Source organism: Novosphingopyxis sp. YJ-S2-01 (assembly GCF_016093175.1).
Taxonomy (GTDB): domain Bacteria; phylum Pseudomonadota; class Alphaproteobacteria; order Sphingomonadales; family Sphingomonadaceae; genus Novosphingopyxis; species Novosphingopyxis iocasae.
Genome location: NZ_JAEDAI010000001.1, coordinates 148,590 through 171,495 on the forward strand (window position 1 = coordinate 148,590; position 22,906 = coordinate 171,495).

The 22,906-nt window shown below is 62.9% G+C and carries 24 protein-coding genes; 18 read left to right on the top strand and 6 right to left on the bottom strand.

Annotated features, from left to right (window positions below; translation table 11 throughout):
• Window positions 1-60 precede the first annotated feature (60 nt).
• The 3 genes from sseA to I6A82_RS00620 all read left to right on the top strand — a co-directional run bounded on the left by sseA (window position 61) and on the right by I6A82_RS00620 (window position 3,580).
• On the top strand, window positions 61-897 hold the full coding sequence (sseA, locus tag I6A82_RS00610) for a 3-mercaptopyruvate sulfurtransferase (protein WP_198093303.1): 837 nt from the start codon (window positions 61-63) through the stop codon (window positions 895-897).
• A gap of 125 nt (window positions 898-1,022) precedes the next feature.
• The gene (gene metC / locus I6A82_RS00615; protein ID WP_198093304.1) at window positions 1,023-2,240 is read left to right on the top strand and encodes a cystathionine beta-lyase; all 1,218 of its coding nucleotides are present in this window, start codon (window positions 1,023-1,025) and stop codon (window positions 2,238-2,240) included.
• Window positions 2,237-3,580 carry a mechanosensitive ion channel family protein gene (locus I6A82_RS00620; protein WP_198093305.1) on the top strand — a complete coding sequence of 448 codons (1,344 nt, stop codon included), beginning with the start codon at window positions 2,237-2,239 and terminating at the stop codon, window positions 3,578-3,580. The genes metC and I6A82_RS00620 overlap by 4 nt, the downstream gene beginning before the upstream one ends.
• A gap of 5 nt (window positions 3,581-3,585) precedes the next feature.
• On the opposite strand, the gene I6A82_RS00625 is transcribed toward I6A82_RS00620, so the two are convergent.
• Window positions 3,586-3,879, bottom strand: coding sequence for a 4a-hydroxytetrahydrobiopterin dehydratase (locus I6A82_RS00625; protein ID WP_198093306.1), 294 nt, complete (start codon window positions 3,877-3,879; stop codon window positions 3,586-3,588).
• A 51-nt stretch (window positions 3,880-3,930) separates the two neighbouring features.
• Here I6A82_RS00625 and I6A82_RS00630 point away from each other — a divergent pair, with 51 nt between their 5' ends.
• Together I6A82_RS00630 and I6A82_RS00635 are read left to right on the top strand one after the other, a co-directional pair.
• Window positions 3,931-4,530, top strand: a complete 600-nt coding sequence (locus I6A82_RS00630; RefSeq protein WP_198093307.1) for an ABC transporter ATP-binding protein — start codon at window positions 3,931-3,933, stop codon at window positions 4,528-4,530.
• Entirely contained in the window at window positions 4,527-5,165 is a 639-nt protein-coding gene (locus tag I6A82_RS00635) for a heme exporter protein CcmB (protein WP_198093308.1), read from the top strand. Before I6A82_RS00630 ends, I6A82_RS00635 begins: the two co-directional genes overlap by 4 nt.
• 24 nt (window positions 5,166-5,189) lie before the next feature.
• Here I6A82_RS00635 and I6A82_RS00640 read toward each other — a convergent pair whose 3' ends face one another.
• Window positions 5,190-5,948 carry a competence/damage-inducible protein A gene (locus I6A82_RS00640; protein WP_198093309.1) on the bottom strand — a complete coding sequence of 253 codons (759 nt, stop codon included), beginning with the start codon at window positions 5,946-5,948 and terminating at the stop codon, window positions 5,190-5,192.
• Between the two features lie 59 nt (window positions 5,949-6,007).
• Between I6A82_RS00640 and map the strand changes: the two genes are divergently transcribed.
• From map to glnA, 4 genes are all read left to right on the top strand, one after another.
• Window positions 6,008-6,841 carry a type I methionyl aminopeptidase gene (map, locus tag I6A82_RS00645; RefSeq protein ID WP_442945116.1) on the top strand — a complete coding sequence of 278 codons (834 nt, stop codon included), beginning with the start codon at window positions 6,008-6,010 and terminating at the stop codon, window positions 6,839-6,841.
• Between the two features lie 69 nt (window positions 6,842-6,910).
• The gene (locus I6A82_RS00650) at window positions 6,911-8,935 is read left to right on the top strand and encodes an outer membrane protein assembly factor BamB family protein (protein WP_198093310.1); all 2,025 of its coding nucleotides are present in this window, start codon (window positions 6,911-6,913) and stop codon (window positions 8,933-8,935) included.
• Window positions 8,936-9,032: 97 nt separating this feature from the next.
• Entirely contained in the window at window positions 9,033-9,371 is a 339-nt protein-coding gene (locus I6A82_RS00655; protein ID WP_198093311.1) for a P-II family nitrogen regulator, read from the top strand.
• A 138-nt stretch (window positions 9,372-9,509) separates the two neighbouring features.
• Complete coding sequence (gene glnA / locus I6A82_RS00660) at window positions 9,510-10,922, top strand: type I glutamate--ammonia ligase (RefSeq protein ID WP_198093312.1); 1,413 nt, start codon at window positions 9,510-9,512, stop codon at window positions 10,920-10,922.
• Between the two features lie 64 nt (window positions 10,923-10,986).
• Here the strand turns inward: glnA and I6A82_RS00665 are convergent, their stop codons facing one another.
• Entirely contained in the window at window positions 10,987-11,904 is a 918-nt protein-coding gene (locus tag I6A82_RS00665) for a LysR family transcriptional regulator (protein WP_198093313.1), read from the bottom strand.
• A gap of 84 nt (window positions 11,905-11,988) precedes the next feature.
• Here I6A82_RS00665 and I6A82_RS00670 point away from each other — a divergent pair, with 84 nt between their 5' ends.
• From I6A82_RS00670 to I6A82_RS00695, 6 genes are all read left to right on the top strand, one after another.
• On the top strand, window positions 11,989-12,735 hold the full coding sequence (locus I6A82_RS00670) for a pirin family protein (RefSeq protein ID WP_198093314.1): 747 nt from the start codon (window positions 11,989-11,991) through the stop codon (window positions 12,733-12,735).
• Window positions 12,736-12,849: 114 nt separating this feature from the next.
• On the top strand, window positions 12,850-13,449 hold the full coding sequence (gene wrbA, locus I6A82_RS00675) for an NAD(P)H:quinone oxidoreductase (protein ID WP_187334568.1): 600 nt from the start codon (window positions 12,850-12,852) through the stop codon (window positions 13,447-13,449).
• Window positions 13,450-13,472: 23 nt separating this feature from the next.
• Window positions 13,473-14,204: a pseudouridine synthase family protein gene (locus I6A82_RS00680; RefSeq protein ID WP_232343186.1), complete on the top strand. Its 732-nt coding sequence runs from the start codon at window positions 13,473-13,475 to the stop codon at window positions 14,202-14,204.
• A complete protein-coding gene (gene arfB / locus I6A82_RS00685) occupies window positions 14,191-14,586 on the top strand; it encodes an alternative ribosome rescue aminoacyl-tRNA hydrolase ArfB (RefSeq protein ID WP_198093315.1) in 396 nt (131 codons plus the stop codon). The genes I6A82_RS00680 and arfB overlap by 14 nt, the downstream gene beginning before the upstream one ends.
• Window positions 14,587-14,596: 10 nt before the next feature.
• Window positions 14,597-15,085 (top strand): GAF domain-containing protein, encoded by a 489-nt coding sequence (locus I6A82_RS00690; RefSeq protein ID WP_198093316.1) that lies wholly within the window; start codon window positions 14,597-14,599, stop codon window positions 15,083-15,085.
• Window positions 15,086-15,225: 140 nt separating this feature from the next.
• Window positions 15,226-16,188: a glycine zipper 2TM domain-containing protein gene (locus tag I6A82_RS00695; RefSeq protein WP_198093317.1), complete on the top strand. Its 963-nt coding sequence runs from the start codon at window positions 15,226-15,228 to the stop codon at window positions 16,186-16,188.
• A 91-nt stretch (window positions 16,189-16,279) separates the two neighbouring features.
• Here I6A82_RS00695 and I6A82_RS00700 read toward each other — a convergent pair whose 3' ends face one another.
• Both I6A82_RS00700 and I6A82_RS00705 read right to left on the bottom strand, forming a co-directional pair.
• On the bottom strand, window positions 16,280-17,023 hold the full coding sequence (locus I6A82_RS00700) for an arginyltransferase (RefSeq protein ID WP_198093318.1): 744 nt from the start codon (window positions 17,021-17,023) through the stop codon (window positions 16,280-16,282).
• Window positions 17,024-17,126: 103 nt separating this feature from the next.
• The gene (locus I6A82_RS00705; protein ID WP_198093319.1) at window positions 17,127-18,377 is read right to left on the bottom strand and encodes a threonine ammonia-lyase; all 1,251 of its coding nucleotides are present in this window, start codon (window positions 18,375-18,377) and stop codon (window positions 17,127-17,129) included.
• A gap of 14 nt (window positions 18,378-18,391) precedes the next feature.
• Here I6A82_RS00705 and I6A82_RS00710 point away from each other — a divergent pair, with 14 nt between their 5' ends.
• From I6A82_RS00710 to I6A82_RS00720, 3 genes are all read left to right on the top strand, one after another.
• Window positions 18,392-19,315: an NAD(P)-dependent oxidoreductase gene (locus tag I6A82_RS00710; RefSeq protein WP_269750380.1), complete on the top strand. Its 924-nt coding sequence runs from the start codon at window positions 18,392-18,394 to the stop codon at window positions 19,313-19,315.
• A 62-nt stretch (window positions 19,316-19,377) separates the two neighbouring features.
• Entirely contained in the window at window positions 19,378-20,976 is a 1,599-nt protein-coding gene (locus I6A82_RS00715) for an amidohydrolase (RefSeq protein WP_198095426.1), read from the top strand.
• A 102-nt stretch (window positions 20,977-21,078) separates the two neighbouring features.
• Window positions 21,079-21,327, top strand: a complete 249-nt coding sequence (locus I6A82_RS00720; RefSeq protein WP_198093321.1) for a hypothetical protein — start codon at window positions 21,079-21,081, stop codon at window positions 21,325-21,327.
• Between the two features lie 84 nt (window positions 21,328-21,411).
• Here I6A82_RS00720 and I6A82_RS00725 read toward each other — a convergent pair whose 3' ends face one another.
• Entirely contained in the window at window positions 21,412-22,794 is a 1,383-nt protein-coding gene (locus I6A82_RS00725; protein WP_198093322.1) for a DEAD/DEAH box helicase, read from the bottom strand.
• Between the last annotated feature and the right edge of the window lie 112 nt (window positions 22,795-22,906).

A 22,906-nucleotide genomic window follows, 5' to 3' on the forward strand; every position in this document is an offset into this window, starting at 1 on the left:
TTCACCGCTCCGGTATGGCGCTAGTCCTGCCGGCCCACTTCAAAGCAGGAACGCGAATCGATGGACCAATTAGTTTCGACCGAATGGCTGGCAGGCGAAATGGGCGCGAGCGATCTGCGCGTGGTCGACGCAACCTATTTCCTGCCCGATGCCGGACGCAATCCGCGCGCTGAATATGAGGGCGGCCACATCCCCGGCGCGGTGTTCATGGACCTCGCCGAACTGGCCGATCCGTCGGGCGATCTTCCCAATATGCTGCCGAGCGCGGAAAAGTTCGCCAGCCGCATGCAGTCGCTGGGGCTCGGCGACGGCAGCCGCATCGTGCTGTACGATGATTCGCCGCTCAAGAGCTCGGCCCGTGCTTGGTGGATGCTGAACATGTTCGGCGCGCACTCCGTCGCCATTCTCGATGGCGGCCTTGCCAAATGGAAGGCGGAAGATCGCCCGCTGGAAACCGGCAAGCCCGATCTTCGCCATCGTCATTTCACCGTCTGGAAGGATGAAAAGCAGGTCGCCAAGAAGTCCGACGTGCTGGCAAACCTGCACGACAAGGGCGCCGAAGTGGTCGATGCCCGCCCCAAGGGTCGCTTCGACGGCACGGAGCCGGAACCACGCGAAGACCTGCCGAGCGGCCACATCCCCGGCTCGCACAGCACGCCGCATGGCCAGTTCTTCCACGAAGACGGAACCTGGAAGACCGGTGACGAGCTGAAGGCGGTGTTCAAAGACGCCGGCGTCGATCTCGACAAGCCGATGATCACCAGTTGCGGCAGCGGCATGACGGCCGCCGTCCCGCTGTTCGCCGCGCATCTGCTCGGCAAACAGGATGTGCGCCTCTATGATGGCGCATGGTCTGAATATGGCGCGGACAAGGACGCTCCCAAGGCGACCGCATAAGCGCATCGGGAATACGAAATCCGTTCGGGCTGAGCTTGTCGAATCGTTGCCCTTCCCTCTAAGCCAAGGCCAAGAGGGAGCAGGGCAGCTGCTCGACAGGCTCAGGGCGAACGGAGTTCAAAAAATTGGCAGATAGCGGCTCGTCGAAAAAACCGGCCACGCAGCTTGTAACCGGCGGTCGTCGGCGCGAGTGGACGGGCGGGGCGGTGGTTAATCCGCCGGTCTGGCGCGGCAGCACGCATCTGTATGACAGCACAGCGGATCTGCGCGCCGCCAAAGGCCCGGTGCAGGAACACAAGTTCTTCTATGGCCGCCGCGGCGGCCCGACGCACTGGGCGCTCGCCGAAGCGCTGACCGAGCTGGAGCCGGGCGCGGCGGGAACTTATCTGTTCCCCTCCGGCGTGGCCGCCATTTCCTGCGCGCTTCTTGCCGTTCTGAAACCCGGCGACACGCTGCTGATGACGGACAATGCCTATGATCCGTCGCGGAGTTTCGCAGCCCAATTCCTGAAGCCCTGGGGCGTCACGACGCGCTGGTTCGATCCGCTCGCCAGCGTGGAGGAGATCGCAGCGCTGATGGACGGCGAGGGCGATGAAGGCACGGCCGCGGCGATCCTGCTTGAAAGCCCCGGCAGCCTGACCTTCGAAGTGCAGGACGTGCCCGCCATCTGCGCCGCCGCGAAGAAACGCGGCGTGGTGACGCTGCTCGACAACACCTGGGCGACGCCGCTGTTTTTCCCGGCGATGGAAAAAGGCGTCGATCTCACGATTCTCGCCGGCACCAAATATATCGGCGGGCACAGCGATGTCATGCTGGGCACCGTCTCCGCAACGAAACGCTGGTGGCCTGCCCTGCGCCGCTCCGCGTTCCAGTTCGGCCAGGTCATCAGCCCGGATGACGCCTATCTGGCCCATCGCGGACTACACACGCTGGATGTGCGCCTGCGGCGGCATGAAGCGAACGCGCTCGCCGTGGCGCGCTGGCTCGCCGATCGTCCGGAAGTCGATGCCGTTTTCCATCCGGCCCTGCCCGGCTGCCCGGGCCATGAGACCTGGAAACGCGATTTCACCGGATCGTCGGGGCTATTCTCCTTCGTACTGCACGATGTACCGACCGAAACCGCCGACGCCTTTATCGACGCGCTGCATCTTTTCGGCATCGGCTATAGCTGGGGCGGGTTTGAGAGCCTTGCCTTGCCGGTCGATCCCGCGCCCGACCGGACGGCGACGCGCTGGTCCGCTGGCGGACCGCTGATCCGGCTCAATATCGGTCTGGAAGATCCCGAAGACCTGATCGCCGATCTTGAACGGGGTTTCGCCGCGTTGCATGATCGCGGGGCATGAAGGACTTCGAACAATGGCTGGCTGATCTCGGCATCAGCGTCAATCTGGATGTCAGCACCGCGCTGATCGCCCTGGGGTTCATTATCGCGGCCTGGATCATCGGTTGGGTCGCGGGCGCCGCTTTGGCGCCGCGCATTGAAAACTTCGTCCAAAATCGGCTGAAGCAGGATGAACATCCGCAGCGCTGCAAGCGGATCGAGCGGGTGGCCCGTTTCCTCATTGCCGCGATCCTCTTGTTCATTCTGTTCCAGTCTCGCAATTGGGGCCAGCTGTCGATCGCGCTGATCGGCCTCAACCTTGCCGCTGCGTCCACCCTGGTCATCAACCGCGCGATCCGCTTTCTCCACATGCCGCAATGGGCCGCGCTGCTCTTGTCCGGCGCGGTCTTCCTGTTCGTCGTCAACGGCCTGATCGAGGGGTTACAGGGGATTGAGCCGCTCAGTCACGAGCTTGACCGGATCGGCTTCGATGCCGGCAAGACGCGCGTGTCCGTGCTCACGGTGCTGCAATGGGCCATCACCGGTATCCTGCTGTTTGCCATGGTGCGCTTCGTCAACCGTCTGACGCGCCACTTTATCGAAGGCGCCAACCGCTTCGATCCTGCGCAGAAACTGCTGATTGAAAAGCTTGCCGGCATCGCCGTCATCATCGTCGCCTTCTTTGCAGGCATCGACTTTCTGGGGATCGATCTTACCGCGCTCGCGGTCTTCTCCGGCGCTTTCGGCCTCGCCATCGGTTTCGGCTTCCAGAAGACCTTCGGTAACCTGATCTCGGGCATCATCCTCCTGATGGACCGCTCGATCAAACCGGGCGACGTCATCGCGGTGGGCGACAGCTTCGGCTGGGTGAACAAGATCGGCGTACGCGCGGTTTCGATCGTCACGCGGGACGGCAAGGAGCATCTGATCCCGAACGAGATCCTGATGACGGAAGAGGTGGAGAACTGGAGCTATTCCAGCAAGAATGTCCGCGTCCGCATTCCGGTTGGCGTGTCCTACAATTCGGACATGGAGCTCGTCGTCAAGCTGATGGGCCAGGCTGCTGAGGAAAGCCCGCGGGTGCTCGATCTGCCCAAGCCCAATATCTGGTGGATCGGCTATGGTGACAGCAGCGTCGATTTCGAGATTCTGGTGTGGATCAGGGACCCCGAAGAGGGCGTCGGCAATGTGCGTTCGGACGTGCTGAGGCGCCTCTGGTTCCTGTTCAAGGACAACGGCATCGAAATCCCGTTCCCGCAGCGCGACATCAATCTGCGCAATCCACCGGCGGAGATTATCGAACGGCTGGCAAAGGCGCAGGCGCAGGACCGCGAGGGGCCGCCCGCGCCCGCCGACGGCTGATCCGATCAGCCCTCGGCGAGGGCGTCGATCGTCTTGGCCAGCCTCACGTCCTTCTCGCTGAGACCATCGCAATCATGCGTCGTCAGCGTGATCTCCACCTTGTCGTAAACGTTCGACCATTCGGGATGGTGGTCCATCTTTTCGGCATGCAGCGCCACGCGGCTCATGAAACCGAAGGAACCGACGAAATCGTCGAACTGAAAGGACTTCGTGATCGCATCGCGCTCGGCATTGTGCGTCCAGTCCGATAGCTCGGAAAGGGCTGTTTCGCGCTGGCTGTCGCTCAATTTCTGGACCATCGGTCATCTCTCCGGCTTGGCATGGGGGTGCGTCCATGCGTAAGTCGCGCGATGGAGGAGCGTCAAGCAGGGCCTGCGATCAGCATCGAGAAGCTTGCCTGCCTGCGCGGCCAGCGGCTGGTCTTTTCCGGCCTGGACTGGCGGGTGGAACGCGGCACCTTGGGCTTGCTGACCGGACCGAACGGTGCCGGAAAATCCAGCCTGCTGCGCATTCTTGCCGGGCTGTTGAAACCCGCCGGGGGCCGGGCCGACATCGCAGGCAGCGTCGCGCTGGCGGATGAGCGCCGCGCCTTCGACCCGGAATCAAGCGTCGAAAAGGCATTGCGTTTCTGGGGCGCGATCGACGGATGCAGCGCCGCTGATACAGCCGAGGTTCTGACAGAGCTGGGTCTGGACACCCTGGCAGAGGTGCCGGTGCGGATGCTCTCCACCGGCCAGACCAAACGCGCGGTCGCCGCGCGCGCCCTGCAATCGGGCGCGGACATATTGTTGATGGACGAACCGATGAACGGGCTCGATCAACCGAGCGCCGAACGGATGGCCACCGCGCTCGCACGGCGGATCGCGGGGGGCCAGACGATCATCGTCGCCTCGCATATTCCGATTGGCCTCGAGCCGGCGACGATCCTGAACATGGGCCCGCCCGCATGAACGCCGTGCGCCTGATCGCGCGCGATCTGCGCCTCGCCTGGCGCGGGGGCGGCTTGTGGCTGCCGGTGCTGTTCTTCCTGGGTGTCGCCATTCTTTACCCCTTCGCCGTCGGGCCGGATCTGAAGCTGCTGCGCGCTACCGGAGGGGCGATGCTGTGGATCGCGGCCTTGCTCGCCGCGCTGCTGCCGATCGAACGGCTGGTGCGCCCGGACCTGGAAAGCGGTCATCTCGATCAACTGGCGCTGCGCGGCTGGGCGGACGAGACCATCGCCGCGCTCAAGATCGCCGCGCACTGGCTGGGCTTCGGCCCGCCGCTGCTGGTGGCCACCGTGATCGGCGGGGCCCTGTTCGATCTTGACGGAATTACTCTCGGCACGCTGCTGGCCGGTCTTGCCGTCGCCACGCCTGCGCTCGCCGCCTTGTCGGTCACGATCGCCGCGCTCACGGCGCGCGCAGGCGGCGGCGCGGCGGGGCTGATGCTGCTGCCGCTCGCCATCCCCGTTCTCATCTTCGGAGCTGGAAGCCTCGATCCCACCGCAGCCGGAGCCTTGCCGCTGCTGGCGGCGGTGAGTTTGGGGCTGACCGTGCTGGCCCCGTTCGCGGCGGGAGCGGCCCTGAGGGCGTTGCGAGAATAGCGACTTCCCGCTCTTACGAAGAAATCAGATCCCGCCGTCCACGGGAGCGAAGCCAAGTTCGCGCAGACCCTTCTTCAGCGCTTCCATACAGGCATCAAGCGAAGCCTGCTCGGTGGAGCGAACGACGAAATTGGCACCGGTGCGTCCTTCGCGAAAGAACGGATAGCTGCCGATCTGGCAGTCTTCATGCGCCTTTTCGGTCTCGCGCAGAAGTTCTGCGACCTCGCTTTCAGCCGTCCAGCACCCGATCTGCTCGGCAATCAGCGGCGCGCCGCCTTCCAGCGTGCCTGTCAACGCATCGAGCATGCCTGCGGTGATATGCGGCACACCGGCCATGATGAAGATATTGCCCAGCTTGATACCGGGCGCGCCGCTCATCTTGTTCGGGATCAGTTCGCCGCCGTCCGGCACGCGCGCCATACGCAGGCGGCCTTCGTTGATGCCGCCCTTCGTCTCATAATAACGCTCTAGCGTCGCGCGTGCTTCGGGATGGATTACCACCTCCACGCCCAATGCAGCGGCGATCGCGTCCACCGTGATGTCATCATGCGTCGGGCCGATACCACCGGTGGTGAACAGATAATCGTTGCGCGTGCGCAGGATGTTCACCGCCTCTGCAATCGCGTCCATATCGTCGGCAATCACGCGCACTTCGGCCAGCCGGATGCCCTGCACCTGCAGCCAGGTGGCGATCTGCGCAATGTTCTTGTCCTGCGTGCGGCCGGAGAGAATTTCATCGCCGATCACGATCAGCGCGGCGGTCCATATGCGGGAAGCGGTCATGGCGCGCACCCTAGCCGTACCATCGCGTCTCGCAAAGCGGTGCTTTGGACGCTATATGGATGGGCATGGACCAATATATTACCGTCGACCCCGAACAGGCCGCCGTCCCGCGCGACGGCACGATCAAGCTGCATGGAGAAGAAGGCTTTGCCGGCATGCGCCGCGCAGGCCGCGCCGCCGCCGAAGTGCTGGACGCGCTCGTACCTCATGTGGTGCCCGGCGTTACGACCGCGGAGCTGGACGATATCGTGCGCAAACATATGCTGAGCCTGGGCGGCGTGCCCGCCACGCTCGGCTATCGCGGTTTCACGCACAGCTGCTGCACCTCGATCAACCATGTGGTGTGTCACGGCATCCCCAACGATAAGCCTTTGAAGGACGGGGACATCATCAATATCGATGTCACCATCATCATCGACGGCTGGCACGGCGATACGAGCCGCATGTTCCTGGTCGGCGATGTGCCGCTCAAAGCCAAGCGCCTGGTCGATGTCACCTATGAATGCCTGATGATCGGCGTCGACATGGCAAAGCCTGGCGTTCGCCTCGGCGATATCGGCGCGGCGATCCAGCGTCATGCGGAAAGCCACCGTTTTGGCGTGGTCCGCGAATTTTGCGGCCATGGTCTCGGTCGTCTGTTCCACGACGCGCCGGAAGTGGTCCATGCGGGCAAGCCCGGCACCGGCACGGAGCTGCGCGAAGGCATGTTCTTCACGATCGAGCCGATGATCAATCTGGGCAAAGCGGGCGTGAAGATCCTGGACGACGGATGGACCGCCGTGACGCGCGATCGCAAGCTTTCCGCCCAGTTCGAACATTCGATCGGCATCACGGCGGACGGCTGCGAGATATTCACCGAGAGCCCCAAGGGCCTGCACAAGCCGCCTTACTGATTTTACGCGATCCATCCTTGTCGCAAGCCATTGTGCCCGTTAGCGTTAAGGCGTGAGGTACGTGCGACAATGCGATTGAGATTCTGGGGTCTGCTTGCTCCGCTGGCACTGCTGGCCGGCTGCAATTCGAATGAAGACAAGAGCGGCGCTTCCGCGCCGACGCCGCAGGCTGTCGCGGCGACCCAGATCGATGGCGATTATCTCGCCACCGGCGGTGATGGCACCAATTGGGCTGCGATCGGCTTCAATTATTATGAGCAGCGTTATTCGCCGCTCGATGCCGTAAACCGCGCCAATGTCTCCAATTTCGGCATCGCCTGGACCGCCGATCTGCCGGAAGGCGAGGTGCCCCACTCCACGCCTATCGCAGCCGATGGCAAGATCTACATCACTACGCCGCGCTCGCGCGTGTTCGCGTTCGATGGGGCTTCCGGAAAACAGCTGTGGAGCTTCAATCCCGGACTGGCCCAACCCAAAGCGGGCGCAGACACGTCCGATGTTGGGAATCAGGGCCTCGCAATCTGGAAAGGCCGACTTTACCTCGCCACGCTGGACGGGCAGCTGATCGCGCTCGATGCCATCACGGGCGCGCAGCTCTGGCGCGTGCAGACAGGCGGTGAGGCGGGCACCTATCGCATCACCTCCACGCCGCGCATCGTGAAGAACATGGTGATCATTGGCAGCGGACGCGCAGGTTCGGGCGGACGCGGCTATGTGTCGGCTTACGACACAACCGATGGCACCCTGCGCTGGCGCTTCTATACCGTGCCGTCACCCGGCGGCACCCCGGACAAGGCATCGAGCGACGCCGTACTGGGTACTGCCGCCCAGACATGGGCACCCACATCGCTGGCAGGCGCAGCGGGCGGTTTCGTGACCGACGCCATCACCTATGATCCGGATCTGGACCGGCTCTATGTCGGCGTCGGCGCCGGCCCCGGTTCGGATGGCAATGGCGGCGACCGGCTGTTCCTGTCCTCGATCATCGCGCTCGATCCGTCGGACGGCGAGTTTCTCTGGCAGTTCCAGGAAACGCCCGGCGCGCGGCCATCCTTTGGTGCAAGCCAGCCCTTCGTTCTGGCCGATCTTCCGGTTCCGACGCCCGCGCCAACGCCGACCGGACAAGCCAGTCCTCCGGCCAGTCCGCAGGCAAGCCCGTCGCCCAGCCCGACAACGCAGCCTTCGCCACAACCCGCGCGCAAGGTGCTGATGCAGGCGTCGGATAACGGCTTCTTCTTCGTGCTAGACCGTCAGAACGGCAAACTGCTTTCGGCTACCCCGCTGTTCGACCGGCAGGGCTGGACCGAAGGATATGACCTTTCCACCGGCCGCCCGTTGAAGCGCGCCCCTTCCGTGGGCGGCGCGGAGAAATCCTCCGCAGCGCGCAGCCTGGCATCCGCCGAGACCCCGCGCCCGAATTTCCCGCCGGTCGACCCGCAGCGGGCACCGCGCTGGATGAGCTTCAATCCCATGACGGGCCTCGTCTATTTCACCTTGCCGCGATACGCCGATCCCGCGCAGGACGACGAAGGGGAACAGGCCACCCCCGCCCCTATCGGCCCGCGCTGGACGCCGGAAGGCGCGAAGATCGTCGCGTTCGATCCCGTGGCAGGCGAGATTCGCTGGTCGCGCGATCTAGCAGCGCCGCGCAACGGCGGGCCGTTGTCGACTGCGGGCGGACTTGTGGTCATCGGCACAGGCATCGGCCGCTTCGTCGCGCTCGATGCGATGACCGGTGAGACGCTCTACAATCGCGATCTTGGATCGGGCATTGTGGCTGCGCCCAGCACCTTCCTGATCGATGGCGAGCAATATTTCGCGGTGCTGACCGGCCTGGGCGGCGAATATGACTGGGCGGCGCCGGAAAGCCAGCCCGTCGCCATGCTGGAGGGCGAGCCGACAGGCTACACGCCCGGCTGGCTGCTGCGCGTTCCCTCAAAGCCGCGGCTTGTGCTCCTGAAGCTTGGTGCCAACGGACAGGTCGCGGCGGTCCCAGGCCCCGCGCCCTCGCCCACGCCGCAGCCCACTCCAGACGTCGCAGCGACGCCGACGAGCGCGCCCGGCGCCGGGACCACGGAACCGCGCCGCCGATGATGCGCTTCATTCCTGTGCAGTTGAGGCGTCGGCACTATGATAAGCTGCTGCCACGCCGGACCGAAACGGACCCGATGCGGCCGGGACAGGGGAAGCGATGAAAAAGATCGAAGCGATCATCAAGCCGTTCAAGCTGGACGAGGTGAAGGAGGCGCTCCACGAAGTAGGCGTGTCTGGCATCACCGTGACCGAGGCAAAAGGCTTCGGGCGCCAGAAAGGGCATACCGAACTGTACCGCGGCGCCGAATATGTCGTGGATTTTCTGCCCAAGGTGAAAATGGAAATCGTGGTGGAAGATGCGCTGGCAGACCGCGTGGTGGAGGCCATTGCCAACGCCGCGCAGACGGGCCGCATCGGCGACGGCAAGATTTTCGTCATGCCCGTCGAAACCGCGCTTCGCATCCGCACCGGAGAACGCGACTCGAACGCGCTCTAACGCCTGCGGGCAATCGATTCCGATAACGGAATCCCGTGCGAAGACCAATTTTGCTGCGCCGCAAAACAAATTTGCAGCCGATGCTGACTCCCTGTAGGGAAGTTGCGCGAAATACCTTAGACTGAAAGGCAATCGAACATGGCGACCTCCGCGAAGGACATTTTGAAGCGCATCAAGGATGAAGAGATCGAGTGGGTCGATCTTCGCTTCACCGATCCCAAGGGCAAGTGGCAGCACCTCACCATGTGCGCCGGTGTGCTCGGCGAGGAAGAGCTTGAAGACGGCCTCATGTTCGACGGCAGCTCGATCGAGGGCTGGAAGACGATCAACGAAAGCGACATGATCCTGCGCCCGGATCTGGATGCGATCTATGCCGATCCCTTCTCGGCCACCCCCATGCTGGTGGTGTTCTGCGACATCGTCGAGCCGTCGACCGGGGAACTGTATGCCCGCGATCCGCGCTCGACCGCCAAGCGCGCCGAGGCGTATCTGAAGCAGACCGGTATCGGCGATACGATCTATGTCGGCCCCGAAGCCGAGTTCTTCATGTTCGACGACGTCCGTTTCGAGGACGGTTACGATCGCAGCTACTACAAGATCGACGATATCGAGCTGCCCACCAATTCAGGCCGCGAATATGATGTCGGCAATATGGGCCACCGCCCGCGCGCCAAGGGCGGCTACTTCCCGGTCGCGCCGGTCGATAGCGCCGTCGACATCCGCGGCGAAATGGTCGCCACGATGCTCGAGATGGGCCTCAAGATGGACAAGCACCATCATGAAGTCGGCGCGGCGCAGCATGAGCTCGGCCTTACCTTCTCCACGCTCGTCACCTGCGCGGACCAGATGCAGGTCTACAAGTACGTCGTGCACCAGGTTGCCCATGCCTATGGCAAGTCGGCCACCTTCATGCCCAAGCCCATCGCCAAGGATAACGGCTCCGGCATGCACACCCACATGTCGATCTGGAACGAGAGCAAGCCGCTCTTTGCGGGCGACCAATATGCCGGCCTCAGCGAAATGTGCCTCCATTATATCGGCGGCGTCATCAAGCACGCCAAGGCGCTGAACGCGTTCACCAACCCAACCACCAACAGCTACAAGCGCCTGGTGCCGGGTTACGAAGCACCGGTGCTGCTGGCCTATTCCAGCCGCAACCGCTCCGCATCCTGCCGCATCCCCTATGGTGCGGGTGAGAAGGCGAAGCGCGTGGAATTCCGCTTCCCCGATCCGCTGGCGAACCCCTATCTCGCTTATGCAGCGCTGCTGATGGCGGGCCTCGACGGCATCCGGAACAAGATCCACCCGGGCGATGCGATGGACAAGAACCTCTATGATCTGCCGCCGGCGGAGCTTGAGAATGTCCCCACCGTCTGCGCTTCCTTGCGCGAAGCCCTCGAGTCGCTCCAGGCGGACCACGACTTCCTGCTGGAAGGCGATGTGTTCACCAAGGATCAGATCGAGGCCTATATCGAACTGAAATGGCCCGAGGTCGAGCGTTGGGAAATGACGCCGAGCCCAGTCGAATTCGACATGTACTACAGCGCCTGATCGTCGGCGCGATCGAAACAGCGAAGGGCGTCCCGTAAGGGGCGCCCTTTTCTTTTGACCGCGTTCAATCCGATGACTGCTCCACCCTGCACCGTTCGGCGAGATTTGCGGCGAGAAAGTCTACCAGCAGATCGACACGCTTGGGCCGCAACGGTGATGGCGGCAAGACGATTTGCAGATCCAGCCTTGGCGCAGACCAGTCCGTCAGCAGCGGAACCAATCGTCCCTCGGCCAGCGAATCGCGGACGATGAATTCCGGCAAGAAGGCGATACCGAGCCCCGCCTCCAGTGCCTCCACCATCATCGCGCCGTTATTCACATGGAGGCGCCCATCGGGATAAACCGAGACCCGCTGCCCGCCCTTCTCCAGCACCCAGCTCTGTCGGCCCGGCGCGCTGGTATAGGCAAAGCATCGATCGCCCGGAATGTCCGATGGATGCGCGGGCACTCCATGCCGCTCAATCCAGCCGGGCGAGGCCGCCAGCACCACGCGGATCGGCCCGACGCGGCGGGTGCGCAGGCTGCTGTCAGGCAGATTGGCGATGCGCACCGCCAGATCGAACCCTTGCGCCACGATATCGACGCGCCGGTCATCCAGCTCCAGATCGATGGCAATGGACGGATGCTCTTCCATGAACCGTGCGATCAGGGGCCCCAGGAAAGCGATACCGAAACTCATCGGAGCGCTGAGCCGGATCGTGCCGCCTGCCTGCCCCGCATCCTCGCGCGCCATCTCTTCCAGCGCCTGCGCCTGCTCCGTCAGCAGACGCGCCGGGCTGGCGAGCCGTCGTCCGGCCTCGGTGAGCGAAAGCCGGCGCGACGTGCGATGGAACAAGCTGATACCCTGCGCCGTCTCCAGCCTAGACACTGCCTTGGAGACCGTCGCCTTGCCGATGCCGAGGTCTCGCGCCGCCTCGGTAAAGCTTCCCGCCCGCGCCACGGCCGCGAAAATCGCCCAGCCTTCGAAATCCGGTAATGCCATAATCGGAAACGATCTGTTTCATGAGTGCTTATTTCGGAAACGATAAGCCGCAACTATATTCAGTGGCAAGCAAGGAGACCGATTATGCCCACCGTTACTGCATTTCGCCCTGCCACCCAGTCCGGTGCTCCGGCCATCGAGCGCCGCCCCTTCGCCTCTCTGGGCAAGGCCGATCATGGCTGGCTGAACGCGAACCACCATTTCAGCTTCGCCTCTTATTATGATCCGCAGCGGATGAACTGGGGTGCGATCCGCGTCTGGAACGATGACGAGATCGCGCCGCGCTCCGGCTTCCCGCCGCATCCGCATGATAATATGGAAATCATCACCTATGTCCGCGAAGGCGCGATCACGCATCGCGATTCCATGGGCAATGAAGGCCGCACCGAAGCTGGCGACATCCAGGTGATGAGCGCAGGCACCGGCGTTCAACACAGCGAGGCCAATGTCGACGATGAGACGACGCGCCTGTTCCAGATCTGGATCATGCCGCGCGAACGGAACATCGCGCCGCGCTGGGATGCGAAGCCATTTCCCAAGGCGAATCGCTCAGGTGCCTTCGTCACGCTGGCTAGCGGCGATGACGCCGACACCGACGCGCTTTACATCAATGCCGATGCCAAGCTGCTCTGCGCTACGCTGGAAGAGGGTCAGACCATCCAGCACCGGATCGACGACGGCCGCCATGCTTATCTGGTGCCGGTAAAGGGCGGCATTACGATCAACGGTGAAACGTTCGATCCACGCGACGGAGCGGCGATCCGCGGCGGCACCGATCTGGAAATTTGCGCGTTGAGTGGGTGCGAGATCGTCATGATCGACAGCATCTAGAGCTCCGGCCCGTCATTCCCCCTCCCCACCCCTCCCCCTGAATGACGGGCCGGTTACCGCCGCGGCCCCATGGCGCGCGGCCTTTTTTCATCCACGAACAGAAGGTTGACCCTCATGAGCAAGATTCTCGTCCTTTATTATTCCTCTTATGGTCACACCGCGACGATGGCAGAGGCCATTGCCGAAGGCGCGCGCGCTGCCGGCGGCGATGTCGATATCAAGCGCGTGCCCGAAACAGCACCGGATGAGGTCGTGAAGCAGGCCGGCTTCCAGCATGATGAAAGTCACGGCGTGGCCGAAGTCGATCACCTGCGCGATTATGACGCGATCATCGTCGGCTCGCCCACCCGCTACGGCCGCATGACCAGCCAGATGGCCAGCTTCTGGGATCAGACGGGCGCGCTGTGGCAGGAAGGTACGCTCGTGGGTAAGGTCGGTGCAGCCTTCACCTCCACAGCCAGCCAGCATGGCGGGCAGGAAACCACGCAGTTCTCCATCCTGACGAACCTCATCCACATGGGCATGACCATTGTTGGCCTGGATTACGGCTTTGACGGTCAGCTCGACCTGAGCGCCGTGCATGGCAATTCGCCTTATGGCGCCAGCACCATTGCGGGCGGCGACGGCAGCCGCCAGCCGAGCGACAAGGACCTCGCTGGTGCCCGTTATCTCGGCAAGCGCGTGGCCGAAACCACGGCGAAGCTGCACGGCTAGACGACGCGAATGATCGATCACGCTTGAAAGGTGGCGGCGGTGCTGCCACCTCGCCAAGCGTGATCGAAGTTCCCGAAACCCTGTTCATCGATGGCGAAGCCCTCGTCATCGACAAGCCCGCCGGGCTCGATGTCGAAACGCCCAAGCGCGGCGGCTTCAGCCTCGTTTCCATGCTCGGCGCATTGCGCTTCGGTTTCCGTCGGGAGCCGAGCGCGGTGCACCGGCTGGACCGCGATACCAGCGGCTGCCTGCTCCTTGCGCGCAACCCGAAGGCGCATGCGCGCTTCGCCAAGGCCTTCGAGGAAGGCATCGTCGAAAAGGTCTATCTCGGCATTCTGGACGGCGTGCCGGAGGAGAGCGAAGGTACCATCTCGTTGTCGCTGTCCAAGCAAAGCTCGCGCGAGAAGGGCTGGCGCATGATTGCGGCGAAGAAGGGCAAGGCGGCCGTCACCCATTGGCGCCTGATCGATCACAAAGACGGCAAGGCGCTCGTCGAATTCCGGCCCGAAACCGGCCGCACTCACCAACTGCGCGCCCATGCGCTCTACGGCCTTGGCATCCCGCTCGCGGGCGATCCGATCTATGGCCGGGGCGAGCAGACCCTGCTGCACGCCGCCGCCATCCGCATGCCGCGCGAGGGCAAACCCGCGGTGGAAGCTTTATCCCCCCTGCCCCGCGCCTTCACCGAGCGCGGCTTCACGGAACCCGAGATCGCGTTCGCCGCCGAGCCCGCCGAAGACGATGCGCGTTCCTGAAGAGCATATCGAGGAAAGCTTCCTCGCCGGGTCGGGGCCGGGCGGACAGAATGTCAATAAGGTGGAAACGGCAGCCCAGCTGCGCGTGAACATCTTCGCCCTCGGCCTGCAGCCTTATGCCTATCGCCAGCTCAAGGACCTGGCGGGCAGCAAGCTGACCAAGGACGGCGTGCTCGTGATCACCGCGCGCACCCATCGGACGCGCGAAGCCAACCGCGAAGAGGCACGCCGGCGGCTGGACACGCTTTTGACCAAGGCACATCAGCGCGATGCCAAGCGCCGCAAGACCAAACCCAGCCGCGCCGCGAAGGCCCGCCGGGTCGATACGAAAAAGAAACGCAGCGCCGTGAAGGAAAAGCGCGGCCGCGTCCGGTTCGACTGAAGGAAATTCCATGTTCGCATTCGACATTCCTGCCGACACGCCCGCCGCAGAGCGCTGGGAGGAGATCGGCCGCGCCGCGAAAGCCATGGTGGACGGTGAACCCGATGGAATAGCCAACATGGCCAATGTCGCCGCGGTGCTGTGGCAATTTTTGCCCGACGTGAACTGGACCGGCTTCTATCGGATGGTCGGCGATGAGCTCGTGCTCGGTCCGTTTCAGGGGAAAGCCGCCTGCATCCGTATCCCACTCGGCCAAGGCGTTTGTGGCGCGGCCGCCGCGACGCGGGCAACGCAGCTCGTGGAAGACGTCCATGCGTTCGAAGGGCATATCGCCTGCGATGCGGACAGCCGATCCGAACTGGTCGTGCCGATCCTGCACGATGGACAGCTTCTGGGCGTGATCGATCTCGACAGCCCTACGCCCGCGCGCTTTACGGCGGATGATGCCGCGGGTTGCGAGAAGCTGGCAGCACTGATCGCGCCCGCTTTGGCAGGCTGATCGGGAACCGCGCCAAAACGGGACATCAAACGGGCGATTTGCCACGGTCAGTAGCGGCAAGCCTCTAGAAATGTTAAGGAACTCTTAACCAAAACCGCACGTTCGCATCCTCGAGCGTGGTAAGGCCGAGGAGTGACTTGATGAATAAAAATCTTTGTTTGTGGACGGTTGCAGCCCCCGCATTGCTGGCGGCTACGCCTGCGATCGCCGGACACGACTCACCCGATAGCGTGCCTTACGGCGCTGAATACGGCCCCACCGCTACCTATGACGACGGCGCGTATAACTGGGATGACCGCGTCTATTCGCAGGAAGATCAGCAGAGCGGTACCTATGACGGCACCTGGTCCGGCAATTATGTCGATGATCAGGGCCGCGTCTATCAGGGCGAATGGCAGGGCACCTATGTCGACGAAAACGGCCAGGCTTTTCAGGGCAGCTATCGCGGCACCTCCATCGGCGCGCCACGCTACGGTTATGAGACCAATGGGGTAGCGACGGCTCCTTATGCCGGCGCCGAATATCAGGCTGGAACACCCTATCAAGGCGCGCCTGCTTATCAGGGCACACCCGCCTATCAAGGCAGCTATGTGGCGCAAGCACCCGGTTATGGCTATGAACAGCGTCAGGACAATGGCGTCGGCGGTGCGGTTATCGGCGGCGTTGCAGGCGGTGTTGCCGGCAATCTGATCGCCGGGCGCGGCAACCGCCTGGCCGGCACGTTGATCGGCGGAGGCCTTGGCGCCGCGGCCGGTTATGCAATCGACAAAGCGGAAGACCGCGGCCAGCGCCGCTATTATCGCGACGATCGCCGCGTATATAGAGGCTCCGCTCCCGTCTATCGCGGCCCCGCCCCGGCCTATGGCGGCGCGTATGCGCAAGGCGCGCGCGGATATGCGATGCCGACCGGCTATGGCTGGCAGGGCCACCGCTATTGGTATCGCGGCTATGCCCAGCCGCAGGCTTACAATGGCGGCACCACAACAGTCGTCGTCGTTCCCGGCCAGACGACCACCACGACGACGACGACCGTGACCGAGGAATATGTCAGCACCGGGCATGACAAGCGCGTGATCCGCAAGGACAAGCGTCTGCGCCGCTAAAGCACGCGTCGATTACAAGCTTAACATCTAAAAAAACCCCGTCGGATCGGCGGGGTTTTTTACTGTCTCAAATCTCGATCTAACGCCAGGATTACGCGCCGCCGGGCTCGAACTTTTCCCAGCCCTCCGGCCCGAGCCGTTCGAGCGGGCGATAGCGGACCTTGTACTGCATCCGCGCCGATCCCTCGACCCAATAGCCGAGATACACATAAGGCAGCCCAGCCTTGCGCGCGCGCATGATGTGATCAAGGATAATGTAATTGCCAAGCCCCTTGCGGTCCTCCAGATCGGGATCGAAGAAGCTGTAGATCATCGACAGCCCGTCCGATTGCTGATCGGTAAGGCAGGCGCCCACAAGCTTACCGGGCAAACCGTCCGCGCCCGGCTCGCGATATTCGATGACATAGCTGTTGACCGGCGTCTGCTCGACCATGTCCGCATAGTCCATGTCGTCCATATCGTTCATGCCGCCATCGGGATGGCGGGCGTTCAGATACCTGCGCAGCAGATCATATTGCTCGGACGTGGACCAGGGGCGGCAGGCCGAAACCTGCAAATCTTCGTTGCGGCGCAAAAGCTTGCGCTGCGTCGCACCCGGCTCGAATTCGTTCGCGATTACCCGCACCGAAACGCAGGCGCGGCAGTCCGCGCAGCTCGGCCGGTACGCGACATTCTGGCTGCGACGAAAACCGATGCGGCCAAGCGCATCGTTCAGCTCATCGGCATGCTCGCCGTTGAGCTCGGTAAAGACCTTCCGCTCCGTGCGCCCCGGCAAATAGGGGCAAGGCGCCGGATTGGTGAGGAAAAAGCGGGGAAAGCGTACCGGTGCGCTCACGGGTGGGGACTGTCCTGCCGAATGAATGAGGAGCGCTCAACCTATGCAGCGCGGCCCATCAAGGAAAGCCGATTTACCACATTTCGACGTTCACCGGTAACGCTTAGTCCATTTCGACTCGGTGGAGCGAATAACCCTGGCTCCGCAGATCCTCGATCAGGGCATCGAGCTGTTCCTTATCGCGCGCCTCACACTCGATGTCGGTGATCAGTCCCTTGGCGGGCAGATTGGTGAAAATCCGCTGATGATAAATTTCGATTATGTTGACGCGGTGCTTGTCGAAGGTGCGCATCACCTTGAACAGCGCACCGGGCCGGTCCTGCAGCGTGATGCGCAGGCGCGATAAGCGGCCGGACCGAGCAAGATCGCGAATAAGAACGTTCGCCAGAAGGCGTGTGTCGATATTGCCGCCACATAGGACGAGGCCGACATTCTTGCCGGAAAACTTCTCCGGGTTGGCCAGCACGGCGGCGAGGCCGGCAGCGCCCGCGCCCTCGACGACTGTCTTCTCGATCTGCAGCAGCAGGCTGACGGCGCGCTCGAGATCCGCCTCGCTGACGAGCAGGATGTCGTCGACCAGCTCGGATATCCACTGCCGCGTGAGCGCGCCCGGCTCCTTGACGGCAATGCCCTCTGCCAGCGTGTCGCCAGCGCATTCACCCGATCCACCCTTCACCGCGCCGTACATAGACGGGTACAGTTCGGCTTCCACACCGATAAGCTCGATATCGGGCTTCAGCGCGCGCGCCGCGGTGGCGATACCGGACATCAAGCCGCCGCCACCGATGGGCACGACCAGGGTGTCCAGATCAGGCTGGGCCTCCAGCATTTCGATGCCGATGGTCCCCTGCCCCGCAGCAACGTCGGGATCGTCGAAGGGATGGACGAAGGTGAGGCCCTGTTCCTGCTCCAGCTCACGCGCATGGGCGTAGGCATCGTCGAACTTTTCGCCGAACAGCACCACCTTGCCGCCCACGCTTTCGGTCTGCATCACTTTGACCACCGGGGTGGTCACCGGCATCACGATGGTTGCAGGAATGCCAAGGCGCGTGGCGTGATAGCTAAGGCCCTGAGCGTGGTTGCCGGCGGACGCCGCGATAACACCCTTGGAACGCCGCTCTTCGCTCAGCAGCAGAAGCGCATTCAGCGCGCCGCGCTCCTTGAAGCTGGCGGTGAACTGGTGGTTTTCGAACTTCAGATAGATATTCGCGCCGGTAATGTTGCTCAGCGTCTTGCTGTGGCTCATCACCGTCTCGACCACCGCACCGCGCACACGCTCACACGCCGCGCGAATTTCATCGATGGTGAGATCGCTACGGCCGGCCGCGGGCGCTATTTTCGACTGTTCGTTCATATGCGCGGGCTAACCTGTCTGGCCCTTACGCGCAACGCCCGTTAGGACGTGACGCCATGACCAAGATCGCATTTATCGGGCTCGGCGTTATGGGCTTTCCCATGGCCGGGCACCTCGCAGCCGCCGGACACGATGTGACCGTCTATAACCGCACCAGCGCAAAAGCTGATGACTGGGTGGAACAGCATGGAGGCGCCATGGCCGCGAGCCCGCGTGAAGCGGCTGCGGGGGCCGAGATCGTCTTCACATGCGTCGGCAATGACGACGATCTGCGCTCCGTAACGCTTGGGCAGGACGGCGCTTTTGCCGGAATGGCCGAAGGGACATTGTTCGTCGATCATACCACCGTGTCCGCGCATATCGCCCGCGACTTAGCGGAAAAGCTGGAAGAGCAAGGCTGTCACGGCATCGATGCCCCGGTCTCCGGCGGGCAGGCGGGTGCGGAAAACGGCAAGCTTGCCATCATGTGCGGCGGCTCGGACGCGGCGATGGACCGCGCGCGGCCGGTGATGGACGCCTACGCCGCACGCATCGTCCATGTCGGCGGGCCGGGCGCGGGGCAGACCACCAAGATGGTGAACCAAATCTGCATCGCCGGCGTGCTGTCGGGGCTTTCGGAAGCGGTGCGGTTCGCGCAGTCCGCCGATGTCGATCTGGCCAAGGTGAAAGAAGCTATATCGGGCGGCGCTGCGCAAAGCTGGCAGATGGACAATCGCTGGGACACGATGGCTGCGGGCGAGTTCGACTTCGGTTTCGCGATCGACTGGATGCGCAAGGACCTCGGGTTGGCGCTGGACGAGGCGCGGCGCAACGGCTCCAGCCTGCCCAACGCAGCGCTGGTCGATCAATATTATGCCGAGGTTCAGGCGATGGGCGGCAACCGGCAGGATACCAGCGCGCTGATCCGACGGCTGCGCAAGGGCGGAGACAAAGATTGAAATTACTGGGCCGTTTTGCGGGCGCGTTGCTGCTCGCATCGTCGCTTTTCTCAGCTCCGGCGATGGCCGATGGGCTGTACGACAATGTCAACGGCTTCACGCTGGATGATGATGGCCAGCTTATCCGCTTCACCGGCATCCTGATCGACCGTGACGGCAAAGTCACAAAACTGCTCGATCGCAAGGACAAGCGCCCGCGCGAGCTTGACTGGCGCAAGGATGGCGATGGCCGCACGCTGATGCCCGGCTTCATCGATGCTCACGGCCATATCATGGAGCTGGGCTTCAAGCAGCTGACGCTGGACCTCTCGCAGACCAATTCGCTGGCCGAGGCGCAGGCCGCGATCGCGGCCTATGCGCGCGAATATCCCGAGCGGCGCTGGATCATCGGGACGGGATGGAATCAGGAAAAATGGGGCCTTGGCCGCTTCCCCACCGCAGCCGATCTCGACGTGGTAGTTTCCGATCGGCCGGTCTGGCTCTCACGCGTCGATGGACATGCCGGCTGGGCCAACAGCGCAGCGATCGAGGCGGCGGGAATTACCGCGAAGACCGAAGTGCCCAGCGGCGGCCGGATCGAAATGGCGAACGGCAAACCCAGCGGGGTGTTCGTCGACAAGGCCGGCGATCTCATACAGAAATTCGTGCCCGTCCCCCGCCCTGCCGAACGCGATCTGGCGTTCTCCAAAGCGCAGGACCTGCTCCTGTCCCACGGCGTTACCGGCGCGGCCGATATGGGCACCACGATCGAAGACTGGCAGACTTACAGGCGCGCAGGCGATGCCGGGTGGCTGAACATGCATATCGCAGCCTATGCCGCCGGTATCGATCAGATGATCGCCATCGCCGGGCCGCGCCCGACCCCCTGGCTGTACGATGACAAGCTGAAGCTCGTCGGCGTGAAGCTTTATCTCGACGGAGCGCTGGGCAGCCGCGGGGCATGGCTGAAGCAGCCTTATGCCGACGCGCCCGATCAGAGTGGGCTTCCCATGCTCGGCAGCGCAGAATTGCGTAATCTGATGAGCCGTGCGTCAATGGACGGCTTTCAGACCGCGGCGCATGCGATCGGCGATGCGGCGAATGCAGAAGTGCTCGGCGCGATCGACGAGCTGGCGGAAACCTATGATGGCGACCGCCGGTGGCGCATCGAACATGTGCAGATCGTCGATCCCGTCGATTTGCCGCGCCTTGGCCGCAACGGCATCATCTCTTCCATGCAGCCGACCCACCAGACCAGCGATCGCCAGATGGCCGAAGCGCGGTTGGGACCGGGTCGACTGGAAGGTGCCTATGCCTGGCGAACGATCCTGAGCGACGGCGGGAAACTGGCCTTCGGCTCCGATTTCCCGGTGGAGGCGCCCGATCCGTTTGCCGGGTTCGCGGCCGCGATTTCGCGCACCGGCCCTGACGGACAACCCTTTGGCGGGTGGCGCCCGCAGGACGCGGTCAGCCGCATACAGGCCCTCGCCGCATACACCACCGGCGCAGCGTTCGCAGAATTTGCCGAGAAGAACCTCGGCAGTCTGACGCCCGGACATCGCGCCGATTTCATTCTGGTGGACCGGGACATCATGCTTGCCAGCCCCTCGGATATCCGCGCGACGAAGCTATTGGAAACCTGGGTGAATGGCCGTCCGGTCTATCAGGCCAAGGATAAATAAGGCACGCTCAGGAATTTGCTGCACTGCAAACATTGCCTCGATCGAATGACCGGTGTATGGACCGAGCGATTTTTTCAAAGATCAAAAGTGAGGGAGACAATTATGAAACTCGGAAAGATTGCAGCAGCCGCTGCCATGCTTTCGCTGACGGCCGCTCCGGCCATGGCGCAGGCAACCCAGTCCGCAAGCGCGCTTTCGGTCGCCGGTGCTGAGCGTCTCGGCGCTTCCGTCGATCAGGATAGCGATCTTGCCGGCAGCAACGTGCTCATCGGCATCGTAGTTGTCGCAGCCATCATCGGCGCGATCATCGTTGTCGCCGACGACAATAATGATGAGCCGGTCAGCCCCTGATCGTTCGATCAGACTGATATGAGAAAGGGCGCCGCGGCGCCCTTTTTTGTGTCTTGCTTCAGGATGCGTTGCAGACGCCGGTTTTCAGATGCCGACGCTGAGAAAGTCGGGCACCGGCCCGTTCCAGTCGCCAGCCACATCTGACTTGCGCGCATTTCCATCAGCCCGCCTGTCGCTCTGCGTCTTGCGCGACGGCACTACCTTTTCTTCGGACAGCGTGGACGTATCCTTCGCGCGCCCACCACGACTACGCGAACGGTTGGAACGCGCAGGCTTCTCTTCGCGCTCATCGGATATTGCCGACTGCTCCGGCTCAGCCGCTTTTCCGGATGAACCGCTGTCCTTCGTCGCCGCATCGCTGTCCTGGCGCTGGATCTTGGTGCCGATCAGCTTCTCGATATTCTCGAGCGCCTCTTCATCGTCCGGCGTTACGAACGTGTAGGCGACACCCGTGGCTCCCGCCCGGCCGGTGCGGCCGATGCGATGGACATAATCGTCCGGATGCCATGGACAATCATAGTTGAAGACATGACTGACGCCCTTCACGTCGATGCCGCGCGCGGCAACGTCGGAGGCGACCAGGATATTGACCTCGCCCGATTTGAAGAGGTTCAACTCGGCGATGCGCGCGGGCTGGTCCATGTCACCATGGATTTCACCGCTGGCAAATCCGCGGCGCTTCAGCTCCTTGTTGAGATCGCGGACCGTTGTCTTGCGATTGCAGAAGACGATACCGTTCTGCACATTTTCGCTTTCGAGCAGTTCGCGCAGCTTCGCCTTCTTGGAACGCGCGCTCAGCTTCACCAGACGCTGATCGATATTTTTCGCCGCCGTCGCTGGGCGCGCAACCTCTATATGCTTGGGATTGGAGAGGAACTTGTCCGCAAGCTTCTTGATCGGCCCCGGCATGGTTGCCGAAAACAAAAGGGTCTGCCGCGTCGCGGGAAGCTTGGAACAGATGCTCTCGATGTCCGGAATGAAGCCCATGTCGAGCATCCGGTCCGCCTCGTCGATCACCAGCAATTCGCATCCGTTGAGGAGGATGTTGCCGCGATCGAACAGATCCATCAGCCGGCCGGGCGTGGCAATCAGCACGTCGACGCCTTTTTCGAGAGCCTTGACCTGATCACCCATCGAAACGCCGCCGATCAGCAGGGCCATGGTGAGCTTGTGGTTCTTGCCGTATTTTTCGAAATTTTCGGCAACCTGCGCGGCCAGTTCGCGCGTAGGCTCAAGGATGAGCGAGCGCGGCATCCGTGCGCGGCTGCGCCCATGAGCAAGAATGTCGATCATCGGCAGGACGAAGCTGGCCGTTTTGCCCGTTCCGGTCTGCGCAACACCAATCAGATCGCGCATCATCAGCACCGAAGGAATGGCGCTCGCCTGGATCGGGGTCGGCTCTGTATAGCCGGCCTCATCGACCGCTTTTAGGAGTTCATCGGAAAGGCCGAGATCGGCGAAGGTCATCCATGTTCCTGATATTTGCCGGGAGAAGTCGTTGTCATCCATCCGGTCTTGCACATGCGCATGCGTCGCTGCGGGAAAGGGCCCGCGCGAGACCCGCTGCCAATGCTGTAAA